Origin of the sequence: Taibaiella lutea (assembly GCF_008629695.1) — a bacterium.
GTDB lineage: Bacteria > Bacteroidota > Bacteroidia > Chitinophagales > Chitinophagaceae > Taibaiella > Taibaiella lutea.
Window position 1 is genome coordinate 244,195 of record NZ_VWSH01000001.1, and the last position, 24,483, is coordinate 268,677.

26 protein-coding genes and 1 other RNA gene are annotated in these 24,483 nt (G+C 39.5%); 16 read left to right on the forward strand and 11 right to left on the reverse strand.

The window, feature by feature from the left end; translation table 11 throughout:
• The first annotated feature begins 2 nt into the window (after positions 1-2).
• The 5 genes from F0919_RS01035 (at position 3) to meaB (ending at position 4,752) form a co-directional block, all read left to right on the forward strand.
• A complete protein-coding gene (locus tag F0919_RS01035) occupies positions 3-545 on the forward strand; it encodes a GNAT family N-acetyltransferase (protein ID WP_150030855.1) in 543 nt (180 codons plus the stop codon).
• A gap of 39 nt (positions 546-584) precedes the next feature.
• Entirely contained in the window at positions 585-2,720 is a 2,136-nt protein-coding gene (gene scpA, locus F0919_RS01040) for a methylmalonyl-CoA mutase (RefSeq protein WP_150030856.1), read from the forward strand.
• Between the two features lie 144 nt (positions 2,721-2,864).
• Positions 2,865-3,371, forward strand: coding sequence for a hypothetical protein (locus F0919_RS01045; RefSeq protein ID WP_150030857.1), 507 nt, complete (start codon positions 2,865-2,867; stop codon positions 3,369-3,371).
• Entirely contained in the window at positions 3,368-3,760 is a 393-nt protein-coding gene (locus F0919_RS01050) for an acyl-CoA thioesterase (protein ID WP_150030858.1), read from the forward strand. Before F0919_RS01045 ends, F0919_RS01050 begins: the two co-directional genes overlap by 4 nt.
• Positions 3,761-3,771: 11 nt before the next feature.
• Positions 3,772-4,752, forward strand: coding sequence for a methylmalonyl Co-A mutase-associated GTPase MeaB (gene meaB / locus F0919_RS01055; RefSeq protein ID WP_216629350.1), 981 nt, complete (start codon positions 3,772-3,774; stop codon positions 4,750-4,752).
• Positions 4,753-4,831: 79 nt separating this feature from the next.
• On the opposite strand, the gene rpoN is transcribed toward meaB, so the two are convergent.
• From rpoN to F0919_RS01085, 6 genes are all read right to left on the reverse strand, one after another.
• Entirely contained in the window at positions 4,832-6,319 is a 1,488-nt protein-coding gene (gene rpoN, locus F0919_RS01060; RefSeq protein ID WP_150030860.1) for an RNA polymerase factor sigma-54, read from the reverse strand.
• Positions 6,320-6,403: 84 nt separating this feature from the next.
• The gene (locus tag F0919_RS01065; RefSeq protein WP_150030861.1) at positions 6,404-7,348 is read right to left on the reverse strand and encodes a glycosyltransferase family 2 protein; all 945 of its coding nucleotides are present in this window, start codon (positions 7,346-7,348) and stop codon (positions 6,404-6,406) included.
• A gap of 54 nt (positions 7,349-7,402) precedes the next feature.
• A complete protein-coding gene (locus tag F0919_RS01070) occupies positions 7,403-7,915 on the reverse strand; it encodes a DUF4199 domain-containing protein (RefSeq protein WP_150030862.1) in 513 nt (170 codons plus the stop codon).
• A 26-nt stretch (positions 7,916-7,941) separates the two neighbouring features.
• On the reverse strand, positions 7,942-9,171 hold the full coding sequence (locus tag F0919_RS01075) for a dihydroorotase (RefSeq protein WP_150030863.1): 1,230 nt from the start codon (positions 9,169-9,171) through the stop codon (positions 7,942-7,944).
• A gap of 110 nt (positions 9,172-9,281) precedes the next feature.
• Positions 9,282-9,661: RNase P RNA component class A (gene rnpB, locus F0919_RS01080), an RNA gene on the reverse strand.
• A gap of 87 nt (positions 9,662-9,748) precedes the next feature.
• Entirely contained in the window at positions 9,749-11,113 is a 1,365-nt protein-coding gene (locus F0919_RS01085; RefSeq protein WP_150030864.1) for a peptidylprolyl isomerase, read from the reverse strand.
• Between the two features lie 180 nt (positions 11,114-11,293).
• Here F0919_RS01085 and F0919_RS01090 point away from each other — a divergent pair, with 180 nt between their 5' ends.
• Positions 11,294-11,992 (forward strand): CoA transferase subunit A, encoded by a 699-nt coding sequence (locus F0919_RS01090; RefSeq protein ID WP_150030865.1) that lies wholly within the window; start codon positions 11,294-11,296, stop codon positions 11,990-11,992.
• Positions 11,993-12,079: 87 nt separating this feature from the next.
• Positions 12,080-12,895, forward strand: coding sequence for a 2,3,4,5-tetrahydropyridine-2,6-dicarboxylate N-succinyltransferase (locus F0919_RS01095; RefSeq protein WP_150030866.1), 816 nt, complete (start codon positions 12,080-12,082; stop codon positions 12,893-12,895).
• A gap of 133 nt (positions 12,896-13,028) precedes the next feature.
• Here the strand turns inward: F0919_RS01095 and F0919_RS01100 are convergent, their stop codons facing one another.
• A complete protein-coding gene (locus tag F0919_RS01100; RefSeq protein ID WP_150030867.1) occupies positions 13,029-13,361 on the reverse strand; it encodes a hypothetical protein in 333 nt (110 codons plus the stop codon).
• A gap of 476 nt (positions 13,362-13,837) precedes the next feature.
• Here F0919_RS01100 and F0919_RS01105 point away from each other — a divergent pair, with 476 nt between their 5' ends.
• The 9 genes from F0919_RS01105 (at position 13,838) to ruvX (ending at position 20,375) form a co-directional block, all read left to right on the forward strand.
• Complete coding sequence (locus F0919_RS01105; RefSeq protein ID WP_150030868.1) at positions 13,838-14,287, forward strand: GldM family protein; 450 nt, start codon at positions 13,838-13,840, stop codon at positions 14,285-14,287.
• 20 nt (positions 14,288-14,307) lie between these two features.
• Entirely contained in the window at positions 14,308-14,475 is a 168-nt protein-coding gene (locus F0919_RS18800) for a hypothetical protein (RefSeq protein WP_394349704.1), read from the forward strand.
• A 9-nt stretch (positions 14,476-14,484) separates the two neighbouring features.
• Positions 14,485-15,120 (forward strand): GldM family protein, encoded by a 636-nt coding sequence (locus F0919_RS01110; protein ID WP_150030869.1) that lies wholly within the window; start codon positions 14,485-14,487, stop codon positions 15,118-15,120.
• 51 nt (positions 15,121-15,171) lie between these two features.
• A complete protein-coding gene (locus F0919_RS01115; protein WP_150030870.1) occupies positions 15,172-16,353 on the forward strand; it encodes a mechanosensitive ion channel family protein in 1,182 nt (393 codons plus the stop codon).
• An 88-nt stretch (positions 16,354-16,441) separates the two neighbouring features.
• The gene (locus F0919_RS01120) at positions 16,442-17,128 is read left to right on the forward strand and encodes a response regulator transcription factor (RefSeq protein WP_150030871.1); all 687 of its coding nucleotides are present in this window, start codon (positions 16,442-16,444) and stop codon (positions 17,126-17,128) included.
• Positions 17,129-17,490: 362 nt separating this feature from the next.
• Positions 17,491-18,126 carry a hypothetical protein gene (locus F0919_RS01125; protein ID WP_150030872.1) on the forward strand — a complete coding sequence of 212 codons (636 nt, stop codon included), beginning with the start codon at positions 17,491-17,493 and terminating at the stop codon, positions 18,124-18,126.
• A gap of 217 nt (positions 18,127-18,343) precedes the next feature.
• Positions 18,344-19,267 carry a lytic transglycosylase domain-containing protein gene (locus tag F0919_RS01130; protein WP_150030873.1) on the forward strand — a complete coding sequence of 308 codons (924 nt, stop codon included), beginning with the start codon at positions 18,344-18,346 and terminating at the stop codon, positions 19,265-19,267.
• A gap of 59 nt (positions 19,268-19,326) precedes the next feature.
• Positions 19,327-19,923: a DUF5683 domain-containing protein gene (locus F0919_RS01135; protein WP_150030874.1), complete on the forward strand. Its 597-nt coding sequence runs from the start codon at positions 19,327-19,329 to the stop codon at positions 19,921-19,923.
• A gap of 38 nt (positions 19,924-19,961) precedes the next feature.
• A complete protein-coding gene (gene ruvX / locus F0919_RS01140; protein ID WP_150030875.1) occupies positions 19,962-20,375 on the forward strand; it encodes a Holliday junction resolvase RuvX in 414 nt (137 codons plus the stop codon).
• A 33-nt stretch (positions 20,376-20,408) separates the two neighbouring features.
• On the opposite strand, the gene F0919_RS01145 is transcribed toward ruvX, so the two are convergent.
• The 4 genes from F0919_RS01145 to F0919_RS01160 all read right to left on the reverse strand — a co-directional run bounded on the left by F0919_RS01145 (position 20,409) and on the right by F0919_RS01160 (position 24,412).
• Positions 20,409-21,092 carry a carboxypeptidase-like regulatory domain-containing protein gene (locus tag F0919_RS01145; RefSeq protein ID WP_150030876.1) on the reverse strand — a complete coding sequence of 228 codons (684 nt, stop codon included), beginning with the start codon at positions 21,090-21,092 and terminating at the stop codon, positions 20,409-20,411.
• 116 nt (positions 21,093-21,208) lie between these two features.
• A complete protein-coding gene (locus tag F0919_RS01150; protein ID WP_150030877.1) occupies positions 21,209-21,976 on the reverse strand; it encodes a succinate dehydrogenase/fumarate reductase iron-sulfur subunit in 768 nt (255 codons plus the stop codon).
• Positions 21,977-22,013: 37 nt separating this feature from the next.
• Positions 22,014-22,361, reverse strand: coding sequence for a four helix bundle protein (locus tag F0919_RS01155; RefSeq protein ID WP_150030878.1), 348 nt, complete (start codon positions 22,359-22,361; stop codon positions 22,014-22,016).
• 74 nt (positions 22,362-22,435) lie between these two features.
• Entirely contained in the window at positions 22,436-24,412 is a 1,977-nt protein-coding gene (locus F0919_RS01160) for a fumarate reductase/succinate dehydrogenase flavoprotein subunit (protein WP_150030879.1), read from the reverse strand.
• Between the last annotated feature and the right edge of the window lie 71 nt (positions 24,413-24,483).

A 24,483-nucleotide genomic window follows, 5' to 3' on the forward strand; every position in this document is an offset into this window, starting at 1 on the left:
AAATGGCATCTTCAAATATTATAGAAACGCCGAGATTATTGATTAGGATGGATACAGCTGCGGATTATATCCGGTTTGTAAAAGAATACGATGATGCAACTTTAAAACAATATTTCGGATGGGACGATGCATTGCTCGCTGCAGCTAAGGAAAAGGTCAGTGGCGGATTGCATACCTATCGTACCTCGGTTATGTTTGCTCATTTTATAGAGAAAGCAAGTGGTACTATCATAGGAGACTTTGCATTTCATAATTGGTTTCCGATGCATAATCGTTCGGAAATAGGCTATGCAATGCGAAACGATGTATTCAAAAACAAAGGCTTTATGAAAGAAGCCATCAGGCCATTAATTGATTATGGCTTTGAGCAGTTGAATCTGAATCGTATGGAAGCCTTTATTGGTCCCAATAATATTGCATCGCAAAAGACAGTACAAAGTGTTGGCTTTAAGCAGGAAGGAGTTTTAAAAGAACACTTTAATGTGAATGGAAAACTACAGGATTCATTAGTATTTGCACTTTTAAAAAGTGAATACAAATCATAATTCAGACAATAAACAACCTTACAGTTCAGACAGATAATAATGCGAAAAGACTTTTCAGATATTGAATATAAAACGGTAATCAATCAGTCGCAAAGACAGCCGGAACAGCAACCCTGGCTTACGGCTGAAAATATAGAGGTAAAGCCTTCTTATTCAAAAGAAGATATTCAACGAAACTCAAACCTGAATTTTGTTGCGGGCATTGCTCCTTTTTTGCGTGGCCCTTACAGTAGCATGTATGTTCAAAAGCCCTGGACTATCAGGCAATATGCCGGTTTCAGTACGGCCGAAGAAAGCAACGCATTTTACAGAAGAAACCTCGCAGCAGGGCAAAAAGGTTTGTCGGTCGCATTTGACCTGGCAACGCACAGAGGTTATGACAGCGACCATGAACGTGTGGTGGGCGATGTGGGAAAAGCAGGTGTGGCAATCGATTCCATTCTCGACATGAAAATACTTTTCGACCAGATTCCATTGGATGAAATGAGTGTTTCTATGACCATGAATGGCGCTGTGCTTCCGATTCTTGCATTTTATATTGTAGCTGCTGAAGAGCAAGGCGTATCAATGGAAAAACTGAGCGGCACTATTCAAAACGATATTCTGAAAGAATTTATGGTGCGCAATACCTATGTATATCCGCCTGAAGCTTCTATGAAAATCATTGCTGACATTTTTGAATTCACATCACAAAAGATGCCAAAATTCAATTCTATTTCCATCAGCGGTTACCATATGCAGGAAGCAGGGGCCACTGCAGATATAGAACTGGCCTATACTTTAGCTGATGGATTGGAATATATAAGAACAGGTATTAAAGCAGGTTTGAAAATTGATGATTTTGCACCAAGGCTTTCTTTCTTCTGGGCCATAGGCATGAATCATTTTATGGAGATTGCCAAAATGCGCGCAGCACGTATGCTATGGGCTAAGATTGTAAAACAATTCAATCCCCAAAAAGAAAAAAGTATGGCTTTGCGTACGCATTGTCAGACAAGCGGATGGAGTCTTACAGAACAAGACCCGTTTAATAATGTTACACGTACCGCCATTGAAGCATTGGCTGCTGCAATGGGGCATACACAAAGTTTACACACCAATGCATTAGACGAAGCCATTGCATTGCCAACCGATTTCAGTGCGCGTATTGCCCGCAATACACAAATCATTTTACAACAGGAGGCAGACATCTGTCGCACAGTTGACCCCTGGGGCGGCTCTTACTATATAGAATCCCTTACAGCAGAAATTGCAGAGAAAGCATGGGCTCTGATTGAAGAAGTGGAAGCACTGGGAGGCATGGCAAAAGCTATAGAAACAGGTGTTCCGAAAATGCGTATTGAAGAAGCTGCGGCAAGGAAACAGGCAAGAATTGACAGCGGTAAAGATGTAATTGTAGGTGTAAATAATTATACAACCGATGAAGCTTCGAACATCGAAATTCTGGATGTTGATAATGCCAAAGTAAGAGAACAACAATTGGCGAGATTAAAATCGCTGAAAGAGAACAGGGATGAAGCTAAAGTAAACGAAGCCTTGCAAGCCCTGACTACAGCGGCAAGCACTAATGATGGCAATCTGTTGGCATTAGCTATTGATGCAGCAAGATTAAGATGTACTTTGGGTGAAATATCTTTTGCTCTGGAAAAAGTATATGGTCGTTATCAGGCACGTATCCGTTCTATTGCGGGTGTATATTCCAAAGAAATTGCTATGGATAAAAACTTTGAAGAAGCCAGAAAATTAGCAGATGAATTTGCAGAACTGGATGGCCGCCGCCCGAGGATTATGATTGCTAAAATGGGGCAGGATGGTCATGACCGCGGTGCTAAAGTAATTGCGACAAGCTTTGCTGATCTCGGCTTTGATGTGGATATTGGTCCTTTGTTCCAAACACCTGCCGAAGCTGCAAAACAGGCTGTGGAAAATGATGTGCACATTTTGGGCGTTTCCAGTCTCGCAGCAGGCCATAAGACATTGGTGCCACAGGTTATTGAGGAATTAAAAAAATATGGCAGGGAAGATATCATGGTTGTTGCCGGGGGTGTTATACCGCAGCAGGATTATGATTTCTTGTTTAATGCAGGCGTGTCTTTTGTTTTTGGACCCGGAACGATCATTGCTAAAAGCGCGATTGATATTTTGAAGAAGATGAGTCAAAATTATGCTAAATGAATGCAGCGAGTATATACATGCAGCAAAGGAACCAGGATTGCTGAAATTTCAAATTAATGGTTTAAAGAGCTCATAAAATCAAAAGAACTTCGATGCTAAATGTAATTAAAGTTCTGAAGAAATCATACAGGAATTAGTATAATCATGGTGGTTGCATTATTAATATTTTTTGCTTTGGTTGTCTGCATCAGTAATCTATCTTATTTTAAAATATTAGGTAGTAATGCCAGACGTAGGAAAGATATTAAAAAACGAGACATCAGTCAATCAAAAAATAAAGACAATACAAAAGCATTAGGAGAATTAATTGAGGAATTGAATTTTCCATTAGTAACATTTGATTGTGATAAGACAATTGAAACTATCAGAAGTCGCTTTATTGAATGCAAACATGAATTAGAATTATTTTGTGTAATAATTGACATTTCTAACTGTTTTCACAATCAATTTGCTATAGTTGGAAACTTTGTGGGGACCGAGATTATACCTTCAAAACATGAGAATCATTCAATATCAAAATTATATTCGGCTAATATTCTTTTCAGAAAAAATGATGATGCACTAACCTTACTATCTACATTTCCTGAAGACAAAGACCATGATTTCTTTATAAAAGATTTTACAACCCGAATAAAAGAAATTTTAAAATGAACTTCTATACACGCAAACTTATAAAGCCCGAAGATCTCAATGCCAATAATACTTTATTTGGCGGAAGCCTTTTAAGATGGCTTGACGAAGAAGCGGCTATTTATGCTATTATACAATTGGGTACGAATAAATGTGTTACAAAGTTTATGTCAGAAATCAACTTCGTAAGCTCGGCCAGACAAGGTGATATTGTTGAATTAGGTATAAAAGCTGTGGCTTTCGGAACGACTTCACTGACTTTAAATTGCCAGGTGCGTAACAAGATTACCCAAAAGACAATTCTTACCATAGATAAAATGGTTTTTGTAAGTGTGGATGATGACGGAAAACCTTGCCCACACGGCAAAACAAGCATTACTTATACGGATGAAAGATTAAGAGAAGACTAATACTTATATTTTTGCCAAAGCAACTCGACATACAGGATTATATAAAAGGCTTACAAGACAGCAATATTGCTGTCTTAAGCCGGGCCATTACATTAATAGAATCAACAAAGCCGGAGCATCAGGCATTAGCGTCCCAATTAATTGACACTATTCTTCCATTAACCGGAAAGTCAATAAGAATAGGCATTACAGGTGTTCCGGGTGTAGGTAAAAGCACCTTCATTGAATCTTTTGGAATGTATTGCATTAACGAAGGAAAGAAAGTTGCAGTATTGGCTATCGACCCTTCAAGCAGCCTAAGCAAAGGAAGTATCCTGGGTGATAAAACAAGGATGGAGCAACTCTCTGTTCATCCAAATGCATTTATCCGTCCGTCGGCAGCAAGCGGCAGCTTAGGCGGTGTAACTTATAAAACCCGTGAAGCAACCTTGTTATGTGAAGCGGCAGGTTTCGATACTATTATAATTGAAACTGTCGGAGTGGGTCAAAGCGAAACCGAAGTAAGTCAGATTACCGATTTCTTTTTGTTGCTTATGCTGGCCGGTGCAGGCGATGAGCTCCAAGGCATTAAAAGAGGCATTATGGAAATGGCTGACGGTTTAATCATTACAAAAGCTGATGGAAACAATGTAACTAAAGCAAAGTCTGCCAGGACAGAATATGCAAGAGCTTTGCATTTCCTGCCACCGCAGCCTTCCGGCTGGATTCCCGAAGTGTTGGTTTGTTCGTCTTATGAAAATTCAGGCATTCAGGAAGTAGTTCAGATGATAGAAAAATTTGTTCAGCATCAAAACATAAACGGCTTTTTTCAGCAAAAAAGAAAAGAACAAAACCATCATGCTTTTCAACGATTGTTGCAGGAATACCTGAGAAGGTTTTTTCTTTTAAAACCTGACATCAAAGAAACGATAAATAAACTGGAAAGCGCCGTTGTATCAGGCGAAACAAGCCCCTACTCTGCTGTTCAGCAATTAGCTGCATTCATACAATAATCCACTTTTTTATTTTATACAACAAAGAGGAGATGAATTTAAAACCATCTCCTCTTTACATTTTTATTGTTATATCTTTTTATACTTGCCTGCGTAAACGGGCAACAGGTATTTCCATTTGTTCTCTGTATTTCGCCACTGTTCTTCTAGCTACATTAAAACCTTGCTCTGCTATTAATTCCATCAATCGTTCATCAGATAAAGGTTTTTGTTTGTCTTCTTCATTAATGAATTTTGTAAGAATCCTTTTTACTTCTCTTGTCGAAACCTCTTCTCCGCTATCATTTACAATAGCCTCGGAAAAGAAGAATTTCAAAATAAATGTTCCGTATTCGCATTGAACATACTTACTGCTTGCAACACGGGAAACTGTAGAGATATCCATGTTGATCTTATCTGCAATATCTTTCAAAATCATGGGGCGTAAAGAAGCTTCATCTCCGGTCAAAAAGAATTCCGCCTGATACTCCAGTATAGCATTCATCGTTACCAACAGCGTATGCTGCCGCTGTTTAATAGCATCGATAAACCATTTTGCCGCATCAATCTTTTGCTTGATAAAAACCAATGCATCCCGCTGGCTTTTACTTTGCTTCTCATTGGAATCGTAAGTCTTCAACATATCACGATACCCTTCGGAAACCCTCAACTCAGGGGCATTCCGGGCGTTCAATGTCAATTCTAAAATACCGTTATTATTATAGATAAAGAAGTCGGGAATGATATAAGTCCCTGCTTCTTCCGGGCCGCTGTAAGCGCTGCCCGGCTTTGGCGTCAGTTTCAGAATTATATTTATCGCATCCCTGAATTCATCTTCATCAATCTTCAGCTTCTGTATAATCCTGTCGTAATGCTTACGTGTAAACTCTTCAAAGAATTCATCCAGGATAAGCATTGCATTCGTGAGAGCCTGAGAACGGAAATCCAGCCTTTCGAGCTGCAGTAAAAGACATTCCCTCAAATCCATAGCCGCAACACCGGGTGGATCAAAATTTTGAATTTTCTTTATAAGCTCCTTCACCTCTTTCTCATCTGTCGCAATGTTCCGGTTGAATGCCAGATCATCTGCTATAGACACAGGATCCCGTCTTAAATAACCATCATCATCTATGCTGCCAATAATCTGTTCCGCAATCTCTGTCCTTCTTTCATCCAGATCCAACATACCCATTTGATTGGTCAGATATTCGGTAAAAGTTGTTTCCACCCTCACAGGATTACTCATGGGTTCGTCATCATCATCACGACCTTCATATAAATGATGATCACTTTGCATATCCCCTTCTTCTCTCAGGTATTCGCTTACATCAAAATTTTCCAGTTCATCATTACCTTCCTGGTGTTCCTCCTCGCCTTCATATTTTTCCTTATTCAGAATTTCATTTTCATTCAGTCCGTAGGGATCATTATCTTTATCGGAGCCGGTGTCAAGCGCAGGGTTATTTTCTAATTCATCTTTAATCCGTTCTTCTAAATTAGACGTAGGAACCTGTAGCAGCTTCATAAGTTGAATCTGTTGCGGCGAAAGCTTCTGCGTTAATTTCTGAGTCTGGGTCTGTCTTAACATAGCTATATCTTCGGTCGGTCGTCTGTCTGTTGGTTGGGTTTGGTTACAATTGCATCTAAAGATAAAATGCAGTTCTTATATTTCCTAAAGCTTCAATTTCTGTTCTATCAGGTAATGGTTTCTGTCGGGCGCGTTTCTTATAATCAATTCAGCTATAAAACCCGTAAGGAAAAACATAGTACCAAGAATAATACATGTCAGCGCAATATAAAACGGCGGACGGTTAGACAATGAATTTTCCGGAGAAATAATCTTATCGACAATCAGATAGCCACCCACTCCAAAACCGATTAAGAATATAATGGTACCTAACAAACCGAAAAACTGCATTGGCTTTTTACCATACCGGCCCACAAACATGATGCTTGCCAAGTCTAAAGGTCCGTTTACAAAACGGCTTAATCCGAATTTGGAAACACCGAATTTTCTGGCTCTGTGTTCCACTACTTTCTCACCTACTTTTCTGAAACCCGCCCATTTAGCCAATACAGGTATATAACGGTGCATTTCACTATATACCTCAATGCTTTTAATTACATTTTTACGATAAGCCTTAAGCCCGCAATTCATATCATGCAGCTTAATGCCACTCATGCGGCGCGTTACAGAATTATATATCTTAGAAGGTATATTTTTAGTGAGCGCGTTATCATAACGTTTTTTCTTCCATCCGCTTACCAAATCATATCCGTCATTCATCACCATTGCATATAACGCAGGAATTTCATCAGGACTATCCTGCAAATCAGCATCCATGGTGATTATAACATTGCCCTGTGCAGCTTTAAAGCCTTCATTCAATGCAGCACTTTTACCATAATTCCTTTGGAATTTTATTCCTTTAACGGCTGCGTTTTTATTACTAAGCGATTCAATAACTTTCCAACTTTCGTCCGTACTTCCATCATCAATAAAAATCAATTCGTAAGAAAGATTATTAGCAACCGCAACCCTGTTAATCCATTCGGACAATTCAGGAAGGGATTCTTCTTCATTTAACAAGGGTACTACTATAGACAAACAAAGCATATGATGTAAAGCCCTGGGGCATTTCTTTTAAAATTGGAGATTAAAAATATAAAATTAAGCTTTACTCTTTTTAAAAATACCAGCCCCTACCAATGCAAAAATCACTCCGTAAAATATATTGGTGAACACTGCGTTCATTACAATCATTAAGGTAAAATTATCACGTGCCAGTTTCATCGCACTGTCAATCTCTGCCTTTGTTTTCTTTGCGGCAACCAAAGCGGCAAGATTATTATCCATTATTTCCTTTTTTACCGAAGGATCAATAAAAACAGTTAACAATGCTGCTGTGAGTAACACAATCGTTACTATTGCAATCATCCTGAATCCGCCTTTAAACATACCACCAAAAGAAGTATCATGATTTTCATTCTTGCTGAAAATGTAGCAAAACCATAATACACCTACCAGGTAGATTACCAATACCATAAAATTCAACCATGAGGCATCCGGTACATGCATCATCCGGAGAATGAGATTATAAACCACCATTGATAATCCTGTTGCGAGGCCAAAAGTGATGCCCAATTTATTGGAAGGTAATATTGCTTTAGTTTCTGATGCCATTTTTTAAATTTCCTGTCTGCTGATTATTAAAACGTTTTCCCTTTCAAAATCTTGTCGAATAACGGAGAATTAATACCGAGGGATTTTTTATTGGATTTGGTATATGTCCACGTTGCTGTTGTATCAAAGACCGAGATATTTGCAGGCTGGCCTTCTTCAATTTTCACTTCCGGCAACCCGAATATTTTCCTTGGATTTACAGACATCAGTTTTACCAATTGCGTAGAGTCTAATTTCGGCGCAGCCTCCATAATCATCGCAAGACATGTTTCCTGCGTAATCATTCCCGGCGAAGCGTATTCAAACTCTTTCACCTTTGCATCCCAGTCCTGAGGGCGATGGTGCGTGGCAATACAATCAATTGTTCCATCCATCAAGGCTTTTACAAGTAATTTTCTTTCTGCTTCCGTACGTAAAGGCGGCTCCACTCTATAAACGCTGTCGTACATCTTCAGATTTTCTTCCGTATATAATAAATGGAATGGTGTAACGGAACAGGTTACCTTCAAGCCATCTTTTTTAGCCGCTTTAATTAAGGCCAGAGATTCAGCCGTAGTAACGCCGGTAAAATGAATGCGGCTGTTTGTATATCTCACCAATTCAATATCACGATGCACGATCAGGCTTTCCGCAATATTGGGAATGCCACTCATGCCAAGTCTTACCGAAGTCTCACCTTCGTTCATCAACCCTCCTGCCGCAAGAGAAGCCTGCACCGGAAGCTGAATAATGATACCATCAAACGCCGTTACATACTCCAATGACTTTTGCATCAGGCCTGCATTCTGCACCGGATGCCAGCCATCGCTGAAAGCAATGGCACCTGCATGTTGCATATCCATCATTTCAGCCAGATCTTTACCTTCCACATTTCTGGAAACGGCTCCCAGCACATGAAGGTTTACAGCATGGCCTTTCGCTTTATTCTGAACATATTCCAATGTTGTCTTGGAGGCAATAACCGGATGTGTGTTCGGTACTACAAAAACATCGGTGAAACCGCCTGCCGCCGCTGCATCCAGTCCGGTCAGCAAAGTCTCTTTATGCTCATAACCCGGATCGCAATAATCTGCAAAAACATCGACCCATCCCGGGCTTACCTGCAAGTCATTGCTTTCAATGACTTTATCCGCCTTATGGTTAAGGTTTTTACCTATTTCGGCAATGATGCCTTTTTGAATAAAAATATCAGCCTTCTTGCCATCCAAAGGCGAATCAGGGGCGGATATAGTTGCGTTTTTGATTAGGATAGACATACGAAACGCAAAAATAAAAAAGCATTGCCAAAAAGGCCGATTTATTTTTAAGGTGAGAAGGATATTTAAGAGAAGCAGGATTTTACATCCGAATCGCACAAATATTTAAAAAAACTACAAACCCTGTAAGCCGGATTTTGTACCCCGCATTGCTGCGGGGCTGCTGCCATTTATCTGGATGTTACATTGCTGCAACATTCTATCTGCCTACCCGCAGGCATCGGACGAGCAGTCCTCAAGCGCCTGCCTATTGGGCATTTCATCATGCAAGGTTTACCCGCAATTATAGTTACCCATAACTACCGTGCGCTCTTACCGCACATTTTCACCCTTACCGTTGCGCTTCGGCAAGCCTTGACGCTCCGGCGGTTATTTTCTGTGGCACTTTCTGTATTCTTAAAAAGAACCCCATCCGTTAGATGGTGCATCGCTCTATGCTGTCCGGACTTTCCTCCATTTCTTTCGAAACAGCGGCAGCACGGGTTTGTAGTGGCGCAAAGGTAGCTTAATTTGGCGGGATAAAAGAAGGGCTGCCATTTGCATAGCAACCCTTCCGGTATTTTAATAATCAAAATGCTTAGTTCTTCGCGCTTGTTGGTTTTGTCCAGCCCTGTACAGATTCGCAATTCTGGAAGTCAGGATCGATTCTTATAAAATAAGTGCTTACTCTTTCATTGATCCATTTATGCAGGTATTCATTTTGTTTCTTTGCCAATGCAACGGCCTGAATTTTTGCATAATCGTCTTTCAGGTTAAGCGTATGCGGCTCTGTCCTGCTTTTCATAAATAAGATACGTGTAGCGCGGCTACCTGTTTGCGGATTTTCGGTAAATATCTGCGGTTGAGAATATTCGCCCACTTTAAGTTCGCCTACGGCCTGTGACATTTCCCTGTCCATGTTTTCTATTTGCAAAATGGGGCTGTTGGTATTATAATCATATACCATACCACCTGTCATTTTAGACTGCTCATCCGTACTGTATTTACCTACAGCTTCTGCAAAGCTTATTTTTCCGCTTACCAAATCGGCACGTACGCTGTCCAGTTTTTTCATGCTCATCTGCAAATCCGCATTGGTAATTTCCGGAACAATAATGATGTGCCTTACACGGGCATCATCACCGGAACGACTGATCATCTGAATGATATGGTAACCGAACTTAGAACGGATAACCGGAGAAATTTCACCCGGTTGCAGCCTGTATGCCGCCGCCACAAATTGCTGATCAAGATTGTCTTTACGGTTAATGCTCAATTCGCCTCCGTTATCTTTGGTACCATCCATACTGTAGATACCGGCCATTGTAGCAAAGCTCTTGCCGTTTTCCACAATATCTTTACGGATGCCTTCCAGTTTTTCCCTTGCAAGCTGATCTACTTCCGTGCTTACTTTCGGTGTCACCACTATCTGTCCCATCTCAACGGTAGCAGGAAATGGCGGCAAGCTATCTTGCGGAAGGCCTTTGTAATAAGCATCTATTTCCTGAGGTGTGATTTTTACTTTTTCCATGATGATGCCCTGCATTTTGTTTGCAATGGCCTGATCCTTGAAAAAAGTGCGGTACTGATCTTTTAACTGATAAACGGTACGGCCGCCATTGGCTTCTTCAAAAGCTTCTTTACTGCCATATTGCTGTATCATATTTCTGATACGGTTATCCAGATTGCCTTCAATTTCATCATCGGCAACAATAACACTATCCCTGTCAGCCTGCTCAATCAGTATTTGTTGGGACATTAAATTAAAAAAGATGTCACATTTTGCATCTCCGGGCATAGCAGGATTATCTTTAGCTGCCTGATTATACATCTCATCCAAATCAGATTTAAGGATAATTTTATTGCCAACCTGGCCAATAATTTTATCTGCCACCTGAACCTGAGCCATAGCAGGTTTTACTGCAATGGATATAAAAAATAATAGTAGTGATTTACGAAACATAGCTTGCAAAGATAAGCGATTGCCTTATTGAATGTTGGCATACCCGCAATTTTCAGGTTCTAAAACTGAATTTTCTTTTTTTTAGTATTCAGGCCGGCCAAATATTTATGTTTTGGCAACTCTTTTACCAAATTCAAAAGACATGCTTTACCTTTAGACCCTGAAATTAAAAAATACATTATGGGATTTAATAAAGTAGTTGCCAATGCTGATGAAGCCATTAAGGACATTCCTGATGGAGCAACCATTATGTTGGGTGGTTTTGGCCTTTGCGGAATACCTGAAAACAGTATCAATGCATTGGTAAAAAAAGGCACCAAAGATTTGACTTGTATATCGAATAACGCAGGTGTGGATGATTTCGGTATCGGATTGATGCTGAAAACACGTCAGGTTAAGAAAATGATTTCCTCTTATGTGGGTGAAAATGCAGAGTTTGAACGCCAGTTGCTGAGTGGTGAGCTGGAAGTGGAATTGATACCACAGGGTACATTGGCTACCCGTTGCCTTGCTGCGGCTTATGGCTATCCTGCCATGTTTACGCCTGCGGGTGTCGGCACCGAAGTTGCGGAAGGAAAAGAGGTGCGCAATTTTAACGGTAAAGATTATCTGGTTGAAATGGCTTTTGAGGCTGATTATTCTATTGTAAAGGCATGGAAAGGTGATACTGCAGGTAATGTGATATTCAATAAAACTGCCAGAAACTTCAATGAAGTAATGGCAAAAGGTGCAAAAATATCTATTGTAGAAGTAGAAGAACTGGTACCTGCCGGAGCATTGGACCCGAATGCTATACACGTACCGGGAATATATGTGCACCGCATTTTTGAAGGAAAAGATTACGAAAAAAGAATAGAACAGAAAACGGTGAGTAAATAGTTGATAGTGGTCAGTCGTTAGTTGATAGTGAGGCATGAATTGTGAAGAAGCAATTTATCGATCAAACAATTAAACAATAAATATTAAATGAACGAATACCAAAACTTAGTAGAAGAAGCATATACCAACAGGGCATTATTGAGCGAAGAAAAGTATGAAAATGCAGTGCGTGCTGTGATTGAACTGGTGGACAAGGGGCAATTGCGCGTATCTGAACCAACTGCTGCCGGATGGCAGGTAAACCAGTGGGTGAAACAAGCCATACTAATGTATTTCAGTATTCAGAAAATGAAAACCTGGGATGTGGCTCCTTTTGAATTCTATGATAAAATGGAATTGAAGAAAGGCTATGCCGAATTGGGCGTACGTGCCGTACCGCATGCCGTAGCACGCTATGGCGCCTATATTGCGCGTAATGTAGTATTGATGCCTTCTTATGTAAATATCGGCGCTTATGTGGATGAAGGCACGATGGTAGATACCTGGGCAACCGTTGGTAGCTGCGCACAGATTGGCAAAGGTGTGCATTTAAGTGGCGGCGTAGGCATTGGCGGTGTGCTGGAACCATTACAGGCTTCTCCTGTAGTGATTGAAGACGGCTGTTTTATTGGTTCACGCTGTATTGTTGTGGAAGGCGTGCGTGTTGAAAAAGAAGCAGTTTTGGGTGCAAATGTGGTATTGACCCAAAGTACCAAAATCATTGATGTAAGCGGCGATGCGCCTGTAGAATATAAAGGTGTGGTTCCTGCAAGAAGCGTCGTGATTCCGGGTAACTATACTAAAAAATTCCCTGCCGGAGAATTTGGTGTGGGTTGTGCGTTAATTATTGGTAAGCGTAAAGAAAGTACCGACCTGAAAACCAGCCTGAATGATGCGCTGAGAGATTTCAATGTATCGATATAATATTAAAGCAGTGCGGTTGCACTGCTTTTTTTTGCTCCTGCAGTTGATGTACTCTTAGCCATGCTTTACTTATTGTCAAAATCCTATGAGATTTTGAAACCTCATAAGATGTTACTATCTACCGAAGGTATCCCTACCCTTTTCTGCTGATAAGCTCCTTCAGTAAATCATTTTCCCATTGCAGCTTTTTAATCTGCTCTGCCTGTTCGGCCAGCAGTTTATCTTGTGGCGTATCAGCAGCAGAGGCATAATCTGTCGGCAATCTTAGCGCTATGTCCTTAAAAAAATTGTAACGCAAACCGTGGCATAATTTCAAAAGGCTGTGCACGTGCAGGGAACTCCTTTTTTCATATGCATAGACGGCCGTTTCAGACAATCCCATTTGAATACCCAGTTGTGTGCGTTTTACACGCAATGCTTCGATACGATGACTTAACATGCTGCCAATATGCACTTTTGTTTCCATAATGATAATTTTATTGAAAATTTATACAATCAATAAAATGATTACTGCAAAAAGTATGCCAAAACATATGTTTTGAGGAAAAAAATTAATCGGGACTATAAAATTCTTATTGAAAATCAGAAAAAATTAACTCCAACAACAAGTTGCTTATGGAGGGACGGAAAATATTAACCTGTACGATAAGCCGCTTATGTAGGGATAGAAAAAATTAACCACGACGATAAACTGCTTATGTGGGGGCGGAAAATGTTAACTTGAACGATAAGCCTCTTATGGAAGGATAGAAAAAATTAACCACAACGAGAAGCTGCTTATGGAGGGATTGAAAAAATTAACTTTAACGATAAGTTTCTTATAGAAATACAGAAAAAATTATCGAAATCTATAATCAGGCTCATGTCTTAAGCCAGCAAGCAATGATATTAGCATGCTTTCATGAAATTTTATTAAATTCGTAAAGCTATAAATACGTGATTATGAAAATCTTATTGCTGCTGCTATTTTCATTATACCTGCCTATTTCAATGTCCGGGCAAAATGTTGTGGTGGCTAACGACGGAATGAATGTGGCTTACGCGGGCGTTCCCAACCCTATAACTATCGCAGTTGAAAACTACAAAGCCGAACAGGTTATTGTTTCAACCGATAACGGAACACTGGTAAACAATGGTGATGGGAACTATTATTACACACCTCTAAAAGCGGGGGAAGCCATTATAAAGCTTGAAGTAAAAACTAAGAATGGCAACAGGGAAATCGGACAAACGGGTTATAGGATTAAAGAAGCGCCGGCTCCTACTGCAAGTATTGGAAGGGAAACGGGCGGGCAAATTAGTAGAGCAAAATTAATACCTCAATTAGGTATCCTAGCCACTATGCAGAATCTTGACATTGAAATGAGTTCAAAGTTTCAAAATTTAAAGTAACGATTATTAGGAATGGCTCAATTAAATTCACTAAAGACAACATAGGTAATCGATTTAACGATGATATAAAGAGTGCATTTCAGTCGCTTATGGCCGGAGACCTTGTTTTATTTGAAAATATATTTTGCTCCGCGCCTGATAAAAAGGAGCGGGCTTTAGAATCTATTGAATTTACCATAATTCCATAATTTGAAATCATGAAAATACCTTTTTTCGTTTTTTTGATATTATTATCTGCAAACTTGTTTGCTCAATCCTTTGTCATTTCAGCCGATAAGATGAACATCGCATACATAGGTATTGACAATCCGCTAAGCATCGTTTCAGATAATTGCAGTTGCAAAGATTTATTTGCCACAACAGATAATGGAACGCTTATAAAAAAAGATAGTTGTCATTTCTTGTATGAGCCCTCGCAAGCTGAAAAAGCAACTATCATCATTCAAAAGAAACAAAACGGGAAGCTTGTTAAGATTGGAGAACAAGTACTGAGATGTAAACGTATTCCTGATCCATATCCGGTTGTTGGCAATAGGCATAGTGGATCTTTTCCGTTGGCTCAATTTAAAGTGCAGCAAGGAGTAGTCATGACATTTGGCGAATCATTTGATTTAGACTTCAAAGCAATAGTTATATCTTTTAAAATAACGCTATTAAGTAATAATCAGGTTTTCCATACTCAGGAAACAAACGGCAATCGTTTCACTTCCAATACCATAGTTGCTTTTAGCCAACTAAAAACTGGCGACATAGTAGCAATCGAAGGTATAAAATGTATCAGAAGCGGCGGTTGTCCTAAAGGAGCAGGAACTTTAACTTTTGTTATGCGCTAACCAAAAACCTTACCTTTGTTATTCATTTTTATTAATCAAAAATCAATAACCTTGAACTTGTCTTTTCTGCAACAGGAGTATTTTGGAAACAGTCTTAAAGCCTATCTTTTATTTGTAGTCATTCTCTTGCTCGCATTAATCCTGAAGCGTTATATCTCTTCCATTCTTGCAAAGCTATTCTTTACAGTTTTCAAAAAATTCTCCGCAAACTTTTATGGTCAACAGTTTAAAACGCTTGTATTACAACCTATTCAGGGTATCATTGTAAGCATCGCTTTTTATATTGCTTTTTACCAGCTTGGCAGTTCTTTGGAAAATATCATCCTGATTCATCGTATGAAACCCGATGATTCCGGCCATCCCGTTACTTCTATGATGGTAACTGCAATGGATGTGGTTGACCACCTGTTTTTTCTCTTCCTGCTGTTTTATTTTATATTGTTGCTGTCCCGCCTGCTTGATTTTGTGTTTCTTGTATTAATCAATAAATCTATTGAAAAAGGAGACAGGGAGCGTCAGCAGATTCAGCCTCTGATAAGAGATGTCATCAAGGTGGTTATATGGTCTTTTGGTATTTTATCGGTGCTGGGCGTGGTCTTTCATGTGAATGTCGGTGCATTGATTGCGGGCCTGGGCGTAGGTGGAATTGCCATTGCTTTTGCAGCGAAGGAAACACTGGAAAACCTGCTGGCATCTTTCATGGTATTGCTCGACAAACCTTTTACGATTGGCGACTGGGTTAAGATGGGCGGCGTTGAAGGACATGTTGAAAAGATTGGTTTCAGGAGCACGCGCATCCGTACTTTTGACAAATCGCTTATTGCTATACCTAACAGAAAGATGATTGACGATAATCTTGAAAACCTTTCGGAACGCGGCATGCGCAGGGTTGTAATGACTGTGGGCGCAATATATGGTTTATCCAGAAAAGTATTGGAACAGTTGATGGATGAGATAAAAACGGATGTTGCAAAAGTGGAGGGCACAACAGGGAATACGGTGGTTCATCTTGACAGCTTCGGCGATTCATCTGTCAACATACAAATTGTATATTTCGTAAAAGTAGATGCGGGCATAGATTTCGGGAATGTAAAACAACAGGTGCTGTTTAGTATTTATGAAAGCATGTACCGCCATGCAGCCGGCTTTGCTTATCCTACGCAAATGCAGTTAAACGGTAGGGACAGGAATGAAGTATTGACCCCCGAGCCGTCAAATGGCCCTTCTGCCTGATAAATATTAATTATTTTTTGGTAACAATTTCGTAATGTTAACATACTGTGCCTGAACGTAATTTTGCACAGAAATCAAATTTGATATAATGGAATCCAACTTAGGAAAAATTCTCGTGGTGGACGATGAACAGGATATTGTAGAGTTTATTGATTACAATTTACAAAAAGCCGGTTATGATACTTTGACGGCTAACAATGGTGACGAGGCTATCAGAAAAGCTTCTTTGTTTAATCCTGATTTGATTTTGCTTGATGTAATGATGCCTGAAAAGGATGGTTTGCAAACTATTCAGCAATTGCGCCGTAACCCTGAACTTGACGGAACTATCATTATCTTTCTTACAGCGTTGAGCGACGAAAAATCAGAAATCGAAGGTTTGAAAATGGGTGCAGACGATTATATTGCCAAACCTATTAAACCTGAATTATTATTGACTCGTTTACGCACTGCGCTGCGCAGGGTTAAAAAAGACGAAGAGTCTGATAACAAGATTGTCTTCGGCGACCTGGAAATCAACAAGTATAAATTTACGGTAAGTTACAAAGGCGAAGAAATCATTCTTGCTAAAAAAGAATTCGAATTATTGAATTTACTGGCAAGCAAGCCTGGCAGGGTATTTTTAAGAAATGAAATTCTTCAGAAAGTGTGGGGAACAGAAGTTATTGTAGGTGACAGAACAATTGACGTTCACATCCGTAAAATCAGACAAAAATTAGGTATCGACGTAATTACTACCGTTAAAGGTGTAGGTTATAAATTCGAAATGGAATAAGGATTATACATTCCCTTCCGATAAGAAACTCCAATCCAAACTCCAAAATTCAACCACAAAGCCCGATGATATTTCATCGGGTTTTTGTTTTTTTATTCTACTATTAGATTTGACAACTTTTGAAAAATCTTAGGTTCTGTATTTTGTATTAAGATTTGACAACTTTTGAAAAATCGGCACCCGCTTTTCCGTTTACAAATTTGACAACATTAAAAAAGCATGAGTTCTGCATATTAAGATTTGACAACTTTTAAAAAGTTGTCAAATCTGTAAATAAAAAATTAGCTCTTAATTTTATATTTATAGCTAATTTTTTTCTTTTTGGCACGAATTTTGATCCATAATGTTATAAACTAATAACAATGGCTCTTACAGAACATTATTACACACAATTTGAAGCAGGTAAATTCTATCATGTTTATAATCGTACGGTAGATCTCAAACCCATGTTCAGAACTAATTCAAATTATATCTTCTTTCTAAAGAAATACAATGAATATCTTTCTGACGTAGTTGACACGTATGCTTATTGTCTTTTGGGAAATCACTTTCATCTGGCAATTAAGATAAAAAGCCAGGAAGAACTTGACATATTTCAATCAACAAGGGATTATAAGAATATTCCGGACAATCATGAAATAGTGAGCCATCAGTTTCGTAAGTTCTTCCAATCTTACTCTATGGCATTTAATAAATCATTTGAAAGGGTCGGAACACTTTTTCAAACACCATTTAAAAGAGCGTTAATAGATAATCCTGTTTACCTGAAAAGGTTGATCTATTATATTCATTATAACCCGCAGCACCATAATCTTGTTGATGATTTTCGGGATTGGGAATGGAGTTCCTTTGAAAGATTTCTGATAGAGCGACCAAGTAAATTGAAAAAAGAAGATGTTTTTAATTGTTTTGATGGCAGGAATGGTTTCCTTGAATATCATGATTTGAAACATTCTGATAATTTTCCGGAGCCTGTTTTTATTGATGATATTTATTGAAATGTCATCATTTCAGAAGATTTGACAACTTTTAAAAAGTTGTCAAATCTCAAACCTTAATATCAGCTGCTTAAACTTAATACACATTCCACTCCGTTTCCGCGGCAACACCGCGAGAAGGTATGCCACACTGATCAATCATTTTTAGTTTTTACTTTCAACTTTTCATCATTAAGCATTCTTTAATTTGCTTATATTGCATAAAAAGAAAGCAGGTATGGAAAGGAAAATATGGAAGACAGCGTCTTTAGGATTTTTGATCGGAACTATATTCGTAGCAGGTCTGTCATTTGTGGCAAAAGACAGCAACAGTCCTGTGGAAGTTACCGAGGACGGCAGCATGCAATACAAATGGTATCCTCCCAAAGTGCCTAAAAGCATGAGCTTTGCAGGTGAAAAAGTTCCCTTGGAGCGTTGGGAAATCAAAGAACGGCTGGACAGGGAATTGCTTATTAATTATTATGCTCATGGCGGCACGCTTTACGTCCTGAAGTTAAGCACCCGCGTATTTCCTATTATAGAAAAGATATTGAAACAACAAGGCGTTCCTGAAGATTTCAAATACCTGTGCGTAGCTGAAAGCTCTTTGCAAAACCCGACTTCTCCTGCCGGCGCCATAGGTTACTGGCAGTTTATGACTGCCACAGGAAAGCAATACGGGCTTGTAATTAATGATGAAGTGGATGAAAGATACAATCTTGAAAAATCGACCATAGCAGCCTGCAAATACCTGAACGCAGCCTATGCAAAATTCGGTTCATGGACGGCGGCGGCAGCTTCCTATAATTGCGGTTCAGGCGGATACAGCAACCAAAGTGACTTTCAGATGTCAAAAAATTACTACGATCTACTTTTGCCTGAAGAAACCAATCGTTACGTTTTCAGGATCCTGGCATTGAAGCAAATAATAGGCAATGCTGCTAAGTATGGTTTTATATTGCCGGAAGAAGACGCTTATAAACCTGTTGCAACAGTAAATGATACTATTACTGCAACGGTTGATAATTTTGCCCAGTATGCTTTTAATAAAGGCACAAATTATAAGATGCTGAAAATCCTGAACCCCTGGCTGCGCGACCGCAAACTGACTTTGAATGCCGGCGATACTGTAATTGTGCAGCTTCCAGCTACACGGATGTGAAATCATTAGCAGGATTGCCTTAAAAGCAATATTTTTGCGCCTTCAGCGTTTTCCGTGATATGAACAGAGCCCTTGCCCTTTTCTTCTTTTTGATTATAGCATCATCGTACACTTTTGCACAGCAAAAGGCGGATTCTGCTGCCCAAAAGCAGCCAATAGCATCGATGATTGCTGCAAAAGATTCTACTTTAAATACAGTAATCAAAAAAGATAGTGTCATTGCTTTAACGCCCAAGAAAATCGGGATGTATTCTGCATTGGTACCGGGTTGGGGCCAGATTTATAATAAGCAATACTGGAAACTTCCTATTATATATATTGGCTTGGGAGCAGCAGCTTATTTTATATACGACAATCAAAAAAACTATAACCGTTACCGTACAGAATATGCGGCAAGGTTCAACGGAAAAAAAACGGTGTATCCGGAGCTGGCTGTTTACGGACCGGAAGAATTACAATATAATATTGATTACTACCAGCGCAACAGAGATCTGACATATATCCTTACGGGTGTGGGTTACGCTTTACAGATTGTGGATGCCGTTGTTTTCGCGCACTTAAAAGGCTTTGATATTTCAGAAGATATCAGTTTCAGGGTTCACCCCATTGTAACGCCTCAGGGTGGTTATGGCTTTGGATTAGCCATGAATTTTTAAAAATCCGCTTTCTCAATTTACATTTATATCTCATTTTTATGGCAAGGATTTTAGCAATCGATTATGGCAGGAAACGCACAGGCATTGCAGTTACAGATCCTTTAAAAATGATAGCATCGGGCCTGACTACCATTGATACGGAGAAATTAATCTGGTTTCTTAAAGATTATTTTTCCAAAGAAGCTGTGGAGTTAATTTTATTAGGTGATCCTAAAAGACTGGACGGAACGGACAATGATATAACTCCTAAAGTCGATAAGTTGTTTGGCCAGTTGCAGAAACTCTTCCCGAATATCCCATCCCAAAAAGTCGATGAAAGATTTACGTCAAAGATGGCTTTCCAAACGATGATAGACAGTGGATTGAAGAAAAAGGACAGACAAAACAAAGCTTTGATAGATGAAATAAGCGCTACTATCTTATTGCAAGGTTATCTGGATTTCAACGCTTAATCTTCGTTGAAATCCAGTAGCTTCTACACAAATCTAACCGCGACGCTTTTTGAAATCGGCAGCAGAATTCTTTATATACTCAAGGAATTCATACTCGTTCCAGGCTTTAATCTGGTCATAGGTAGGACGGTAAAAACGACGATAGTCTTCCATTTGGGTACTATCAATATTGGCTATTTTATGGATCAATCTTTCATTGAAAACATAATCGACAAATTTCTCCTTTTCAAAATATTCATAACGCTTCTGGAAAGCCCAAATCTGGCGATTCCTTTTGCTTAATGCATCAAACGGGTGTTCGATGGATTCCATAGGTCCGAGCGTATAATGCTCGATTGCCCATTTATAAACTTCACGCTTTTCAATACTGTCTGTTCTGTAATTGCTGGCTGTTATGTCCACATTCTGCAATTCAAAAGAACCTTCCTTCATGGCAATTTTGTAAAAAGGGACATTGAGGTTATCAATCCTCACTCTTACAATTTTATAGCCTACTCTTGTAAATTCCAGCAAATGTCCCTTCTCCACCTCAATTGAAAACTTGCCGGTATTATCTGTTGTCATTCCTCTGTCCGTAAAAATATTCCTGATATTCACGTTAGACATGGGTTCATTTGTCTTATAATCATAAACAACGCCGGTAACAATTATTGCAAATGCTTTCTGGCTGATGCCAAATACTAATAATAGCAACGATAATCGAAGGATAAATTTCATATAAGCTAAGATACAAAGAAGCTGTTGATTAAGAATAATTCCTGTAAAATTAATTGACACAAAAAAACGCCCGTTAAGGGCGTTTAGTATATTTTACAATGCAAATGATAAAAAGTTTATTTATCGTCACCACTGAATACAGAACGGATGTACTCCGAATTCAGACGGCGAATGTTTTGTACAGAAATTCCTTTTGGACATTCTGCTTCACAAGCTTCTGTATTGGTACAACTTCCGAATCCTTCTTTATCCATTTGATCCACCATGTTTGTTACACGGCTCATACGTTCAGGTTCGCCTTGAGGCAACAATGCCAGATGCGCAACTTTAGCAGAAAGGAATAACATCGCTGAGGAATTCTTACAAGAGGCTACACATGCACCGCAACCAATACAAGCCGCCGCTGCGAAAGATTCGTCAGCTTTGTCTTTATTGATAGGAAGATTGTTGGCATCCTGTGCATTTCCGGTATCGACAGAGATATAACCACCAGCCTGAATAATACGGTCAAACGCACGGCGATCCACCATCAAATCTTTGATGACCGGGAAAGCTTTTGCACGCCAGGGTTCCACCACAATTGTGTCGCCGTCTTTGTAGGCACGCATGTGAAGCTGACAGGTGGTTGTCTGCGCCCAGGGGCCATGTGCCTGACCATTGATATGCATGGAACAAGCACCACAAATACCTTCACGACAATCATGGTCAAAAGTAATAGGTTCCTTTCCTTCGTTGATCAACTGTTCGTTCAACACATCAAACATTTCCAAAAAGGACATTTCAGAAGAAATATCTTTTACCTGATAGGTTTCAAAACCGCCTTTGTCTTGTGCATTTTTCTGACGCCAAACTTTAAGGGTCAGATTCATATTGTAATGTTCCATCTAATTAATTTGATGATGTGTCAATTTGATAATTTGATTATGATTTAGAGCTGGAAATTATTTTTGAAAGTACCCTTTGTATAGATTGAATATCATTTATCAATTCCGGACAATCAGGATAATTTACAGCTTCATTGCATAATAACAACCAATATTCCGTTTCGTCAGCCTCTTTGGCTGCTATTTTCATTTTATGAATAAAATCATTTTTACTTTCTGCATTTTGCGCTTCTCTTACATTGGCTCCAATTGAAGTACCTGATTTAAATAATTGATTAGCTAAATTGTATTTCTTTATCTTTTCCAATGTTTCTGAAAATACGATTATTGCCAAGGCGAATTTAAATGTTAACTCAACTATTAAATTCTCTTTATTAGTCTGCATTCAAAAGGCTATTTATAATGATGTGCAATTCTTTTCCGGAAATCATCAAATCAGCACATCATCAAATTACCAAATTATTTATAAGAACGCTGCGTAGGATGCATTATCTCATAATCCAGAGCCTCTTTATGCAATTCCCAGTTACTGATATCTTTATATTCCCAGGCTGAAACGTACATGAATTTTTCATCATCACGTTTTGCTTCACCTTCATCTGTTTGTGATTCTTCACGGAAGTGACCACCACAGCTTTCTTCACGATTCAAAGCATCTTTACACATCAATTCACCTAATTCAATGAAATCAGCTACGCGATTCGCTTTATCCAATTCTGTATTCATACCGTCTGCAGAACCCGGAATACGGACATTGCTCCAGAATTCTTTGCGCAATGCCTGAATTTCTGTAATAGCTTCCTGCAATCCTTTTGCATTACGCGCCATTCCGCATTTCTCCCACATAATCTTACCAAGACGTTTGTGCATGCTTTCAACAGATTCTGTTCCCTGAATGCTCATCAATTTGTTGATGCGGTCCGCAACTTCCTGTTCTGCTTTCACAAACTCAGGGTGGTCTGTAGGAATAGCTTTTGTGCGGATATCGTCAGCGAGATAATTACCGATTGTGTAAGGAATTACAAAGTAACCGTCAGCAAGGCCTTGCATCAATGCAGAAGCACCCAAGCGATTTGCTCCGTGGTCGCTGAAGTTGGCTTCACCTAAAGCATATAAACCAGGAACGGTTGTCATCAATTCGTAATCAACCCAGATACCACCCATTGTATAGTGAACGGCAGGATAGATACGCATTGGCATTTCATAAGGATTTTCACCGGTAATTTTTTCGTACATATCGAAGAGGTTACCGTATTTCTCTTTTACTACTTCTTTACCTAAGGTAATAGCCTTATCCAATGCAGGGTTGTGATCGCCTTGTTTGTTACACTCAATTCTGCCGTAACGCTCAATGGCTGCAGCAAAATCAAGGAATACAGCTTGTTTGGAAGTACCTACACCATAACCGGCATCGCAACGCTCTTTTGCCGCACGGCTTGCCACGTCACGGGGAACAAGGTTACCGAATGCAGGGTATCTTCTTTCCAGATAATAATCTCTTTCGTCTTCAGGAATATCTTTTGCTTTACGTGTATCGTTTTGTTTTTTTGGTACCCAGATACGGCCATCGTTACGTAATGATTCAGACATCAGGGTCAATTTGGACTGATGATCGCCTGAAACAGGAATACAGGTCGGGTGAATCTGTGTATAGCAAGGGTTTCCAAAGTAAGCGCCTTTTTTGTGCGCTTTCCATGCAGCGGTAACATTACTGCCCATTGCGTTGGTAGATAAATAGAAAACGTTACCATAACCACCACTTGCCAGCAATACCGCATGTCCGAAATGACGCTCCAGTTTACCTGAAACCAAATCGCGTGCAATAATACCACGAGCCTTACCATCAATCTTAACAATATCAAGCATTTCATGGCGATCGTACATAGTTACATTACCCAATGCAATCTGACGCTCCAAAGCCTGGTAAGCGCCAATCAATAATTGCTGTCCGGTTTGACCTGCAGCATAGAAAGTACGCTGAACTTGCGTACCACCGAAAGAACGGTTGCTGAGCAAGCCACCATATTCACGTGCAAAAGGAACACCCTGAGCGACGCATTGGTCAATGATATTGGCACTTACTTCAGCTAAGCGGTGAACGTTGGCCTCGCGTGCGCGATAATCGCCACCTTTAATAGTATCGTAGAAAAGACGGAATGTAGAATCACCGTCATTTTGATAATTTTTTGCAGCATTGATACCACCTTGTGCAGCAATAGAGTGTGCACGACGGGCAGAATCCTGAAAGCAAAATGCTTTAACCTTATAACCCATTTCACCCAAAGAAGCTGCAGCAGAGGCTCCGGCAAGACCGGTTCCTACAATGATAACTTCAATGTTACGCTTATTGGCAGGATTTACCAATTTACAATGATCTTTATAATCTGTCCACTTTTGAGCCATCTGGCCCGCAGGTATTTTTGAATTAAGAGGCATCTTATTATGATTTGAGATATGAGATTTGAGATGTTAGATTTTTGAAGAAAATCATCAAAGCATCTTTACTC

Bases quoted from the DNA above. Each gene is read 5' to 3' on its own strand.
- F0919_RS01070 (WP_150030862.1), bottom strand. From the start codon at position 7,915: ATGGCATCAGAAACTAAAGCAATATTACCTTCCAATAAATTGGGCATC.
- F0919_RS01155 (WP_150030878.1), bottom strand. From the start codon at position 22,361: ATGCAGACTAATAAAGAGAATTTAATAGTTGAGTTAACATTTAAATTC.
- F0919_RS01105 (WP_150030868.1), top strand. From the start codon at position 13,838: ATGAAAATCTTATTGCTGCTGCTATTTTCATTATACCTGCCTATTTCA.
- F0919_RS01150 (WP_150030877.1), bottom strand. From the start codon at position 21,976: ATGGAACATTACAATATGAATCTGACCCTTAAAGTTTGGCGTCAGAAA.
- F0919_RS01125 (WP_150030872.1), top strand. From the start codon at position 17,491: ATGGCTCTTACAGAACATTATTACACACAATTTGAAGCAGGTAAATTC.
- F0919_RS01135 (WP_150030874.1), top strand. From the start codon at position 19,327: ATGAACAGAGCCCTTGCCCTTTTCTTCTTTTTGATTATAGCATCATCG.
- ruvX (WP_150030875.1), top strand. From the start codon at position 19,962: ATGGCAAGGATTTTAGCAATCGATTATGGCAGGAAACGCACAGGCATT.
- F0919_RS01130 (WP_150030873.1), top strand. From the start codon at position 18,344: ATGGAAAGGAAAATATGGAAGACAGCGTCTTTAGGATTTTTGATCGGA.
- F0919_RS01110 (WP_150030869.1), top strand. From the start codon at position 14,485: ATGAAAATACCTTTTTTCGTTTTTTTGATATTATTATCTGCAAACTTG.
- rpoN (WP_150030860.1), bottom strand. From the start codon at position 6,319: ATGTTAAGACAGACCCAGACTCAGAAATTAACGCAGAAGCTTTCGCCG.
- F0919_RS01160 (WP_150030879.1), bottom strand. From the start codon at position 24,412: ATGCCTCTTAATTCAAAAATACCTGCGGGCCAGATGGCTCAAAAGTGG.
- F0919_RS01075 (WP_150030863.1), bottom strand. From the start codon at position 9,171: ATGTCTATCCTAATCAAAAACGCAACTATATCCGCCCCTGATTCGCCT.
- F0919_RS01050 (WP_150030858.1), top strand. From the start codon at position 3,368: ATGAACTTCTATACACGCAAACTTATAAAGCCCGAAGATCTCAATGCC.
- F0919_RS01035 (WP_150030855.1), top strand. From the start codon at position 3: ATGGCATCTTCAAATATTATAGAAACGCCGAGATTATTGATTAGGATG.
- F0919_RS01100 (WP_150030867.1), bottom strand. From the start codon at position 13,361: ATGGAAACAAAAGTGCATATTGGCAGCATGTTAAGTCATCGTATCGAA.
- F0919_RS01065 (WP_150030861.1), bottom strand. From the start codon at position 7,348: ATGCTTTGTTTGTCTATAGTAGTACCCTTGTTAAATGAAGAAGAATCC.
- F0919_RS01145 (WP_150030876.1), bottom strand. From the start codon at position 21,092: ATGAAATTTATCCTTCGATTATCGTTGCTATTATTAGTATTTGGCATC.
- F0919_RS01045 (WP_150030857.1), top strand. From the start codon at position 2,865: ATGGTGGTTGCATTATTAATATTTTTTGCTTTGGTTGTCTGCATCAGT.
- F0919_RS01095 (WP_150030866.1), top strand. From the start codon at position 12,080: ATGAACGAATACCAAAACTTAGTAGAAGAAGCATATACCAACAGGGCA.
- scpA (WP_150030856.1), top strand. From the start codon at position 585: ATGCGAAAAGACTTTTCAGATATTGAATATAAAACGGTAATCAATCAG.
- F0919_RS01090 (WP_150030865.1), top strand. From the start codon at position 11,294: ATGGGATTTAATAAAGTAGTTGCCAATGCTGATGAAGCCATTAAGGAC.
- F0919_RS01120 (WP_150030871.1), top strand. From the start codon at position 16,442: ATGGAATCCAACTTAGGAAAAATTCTCGTGGTGGACGATGAACAGGAT.
- F0919_RS01085 (WP_150030864.1), bottom strand. From the start codon at position 11,113: ATGTTTCGTAAATCACTACTATTATTTTTTATATCCATTGCAGTAAAA.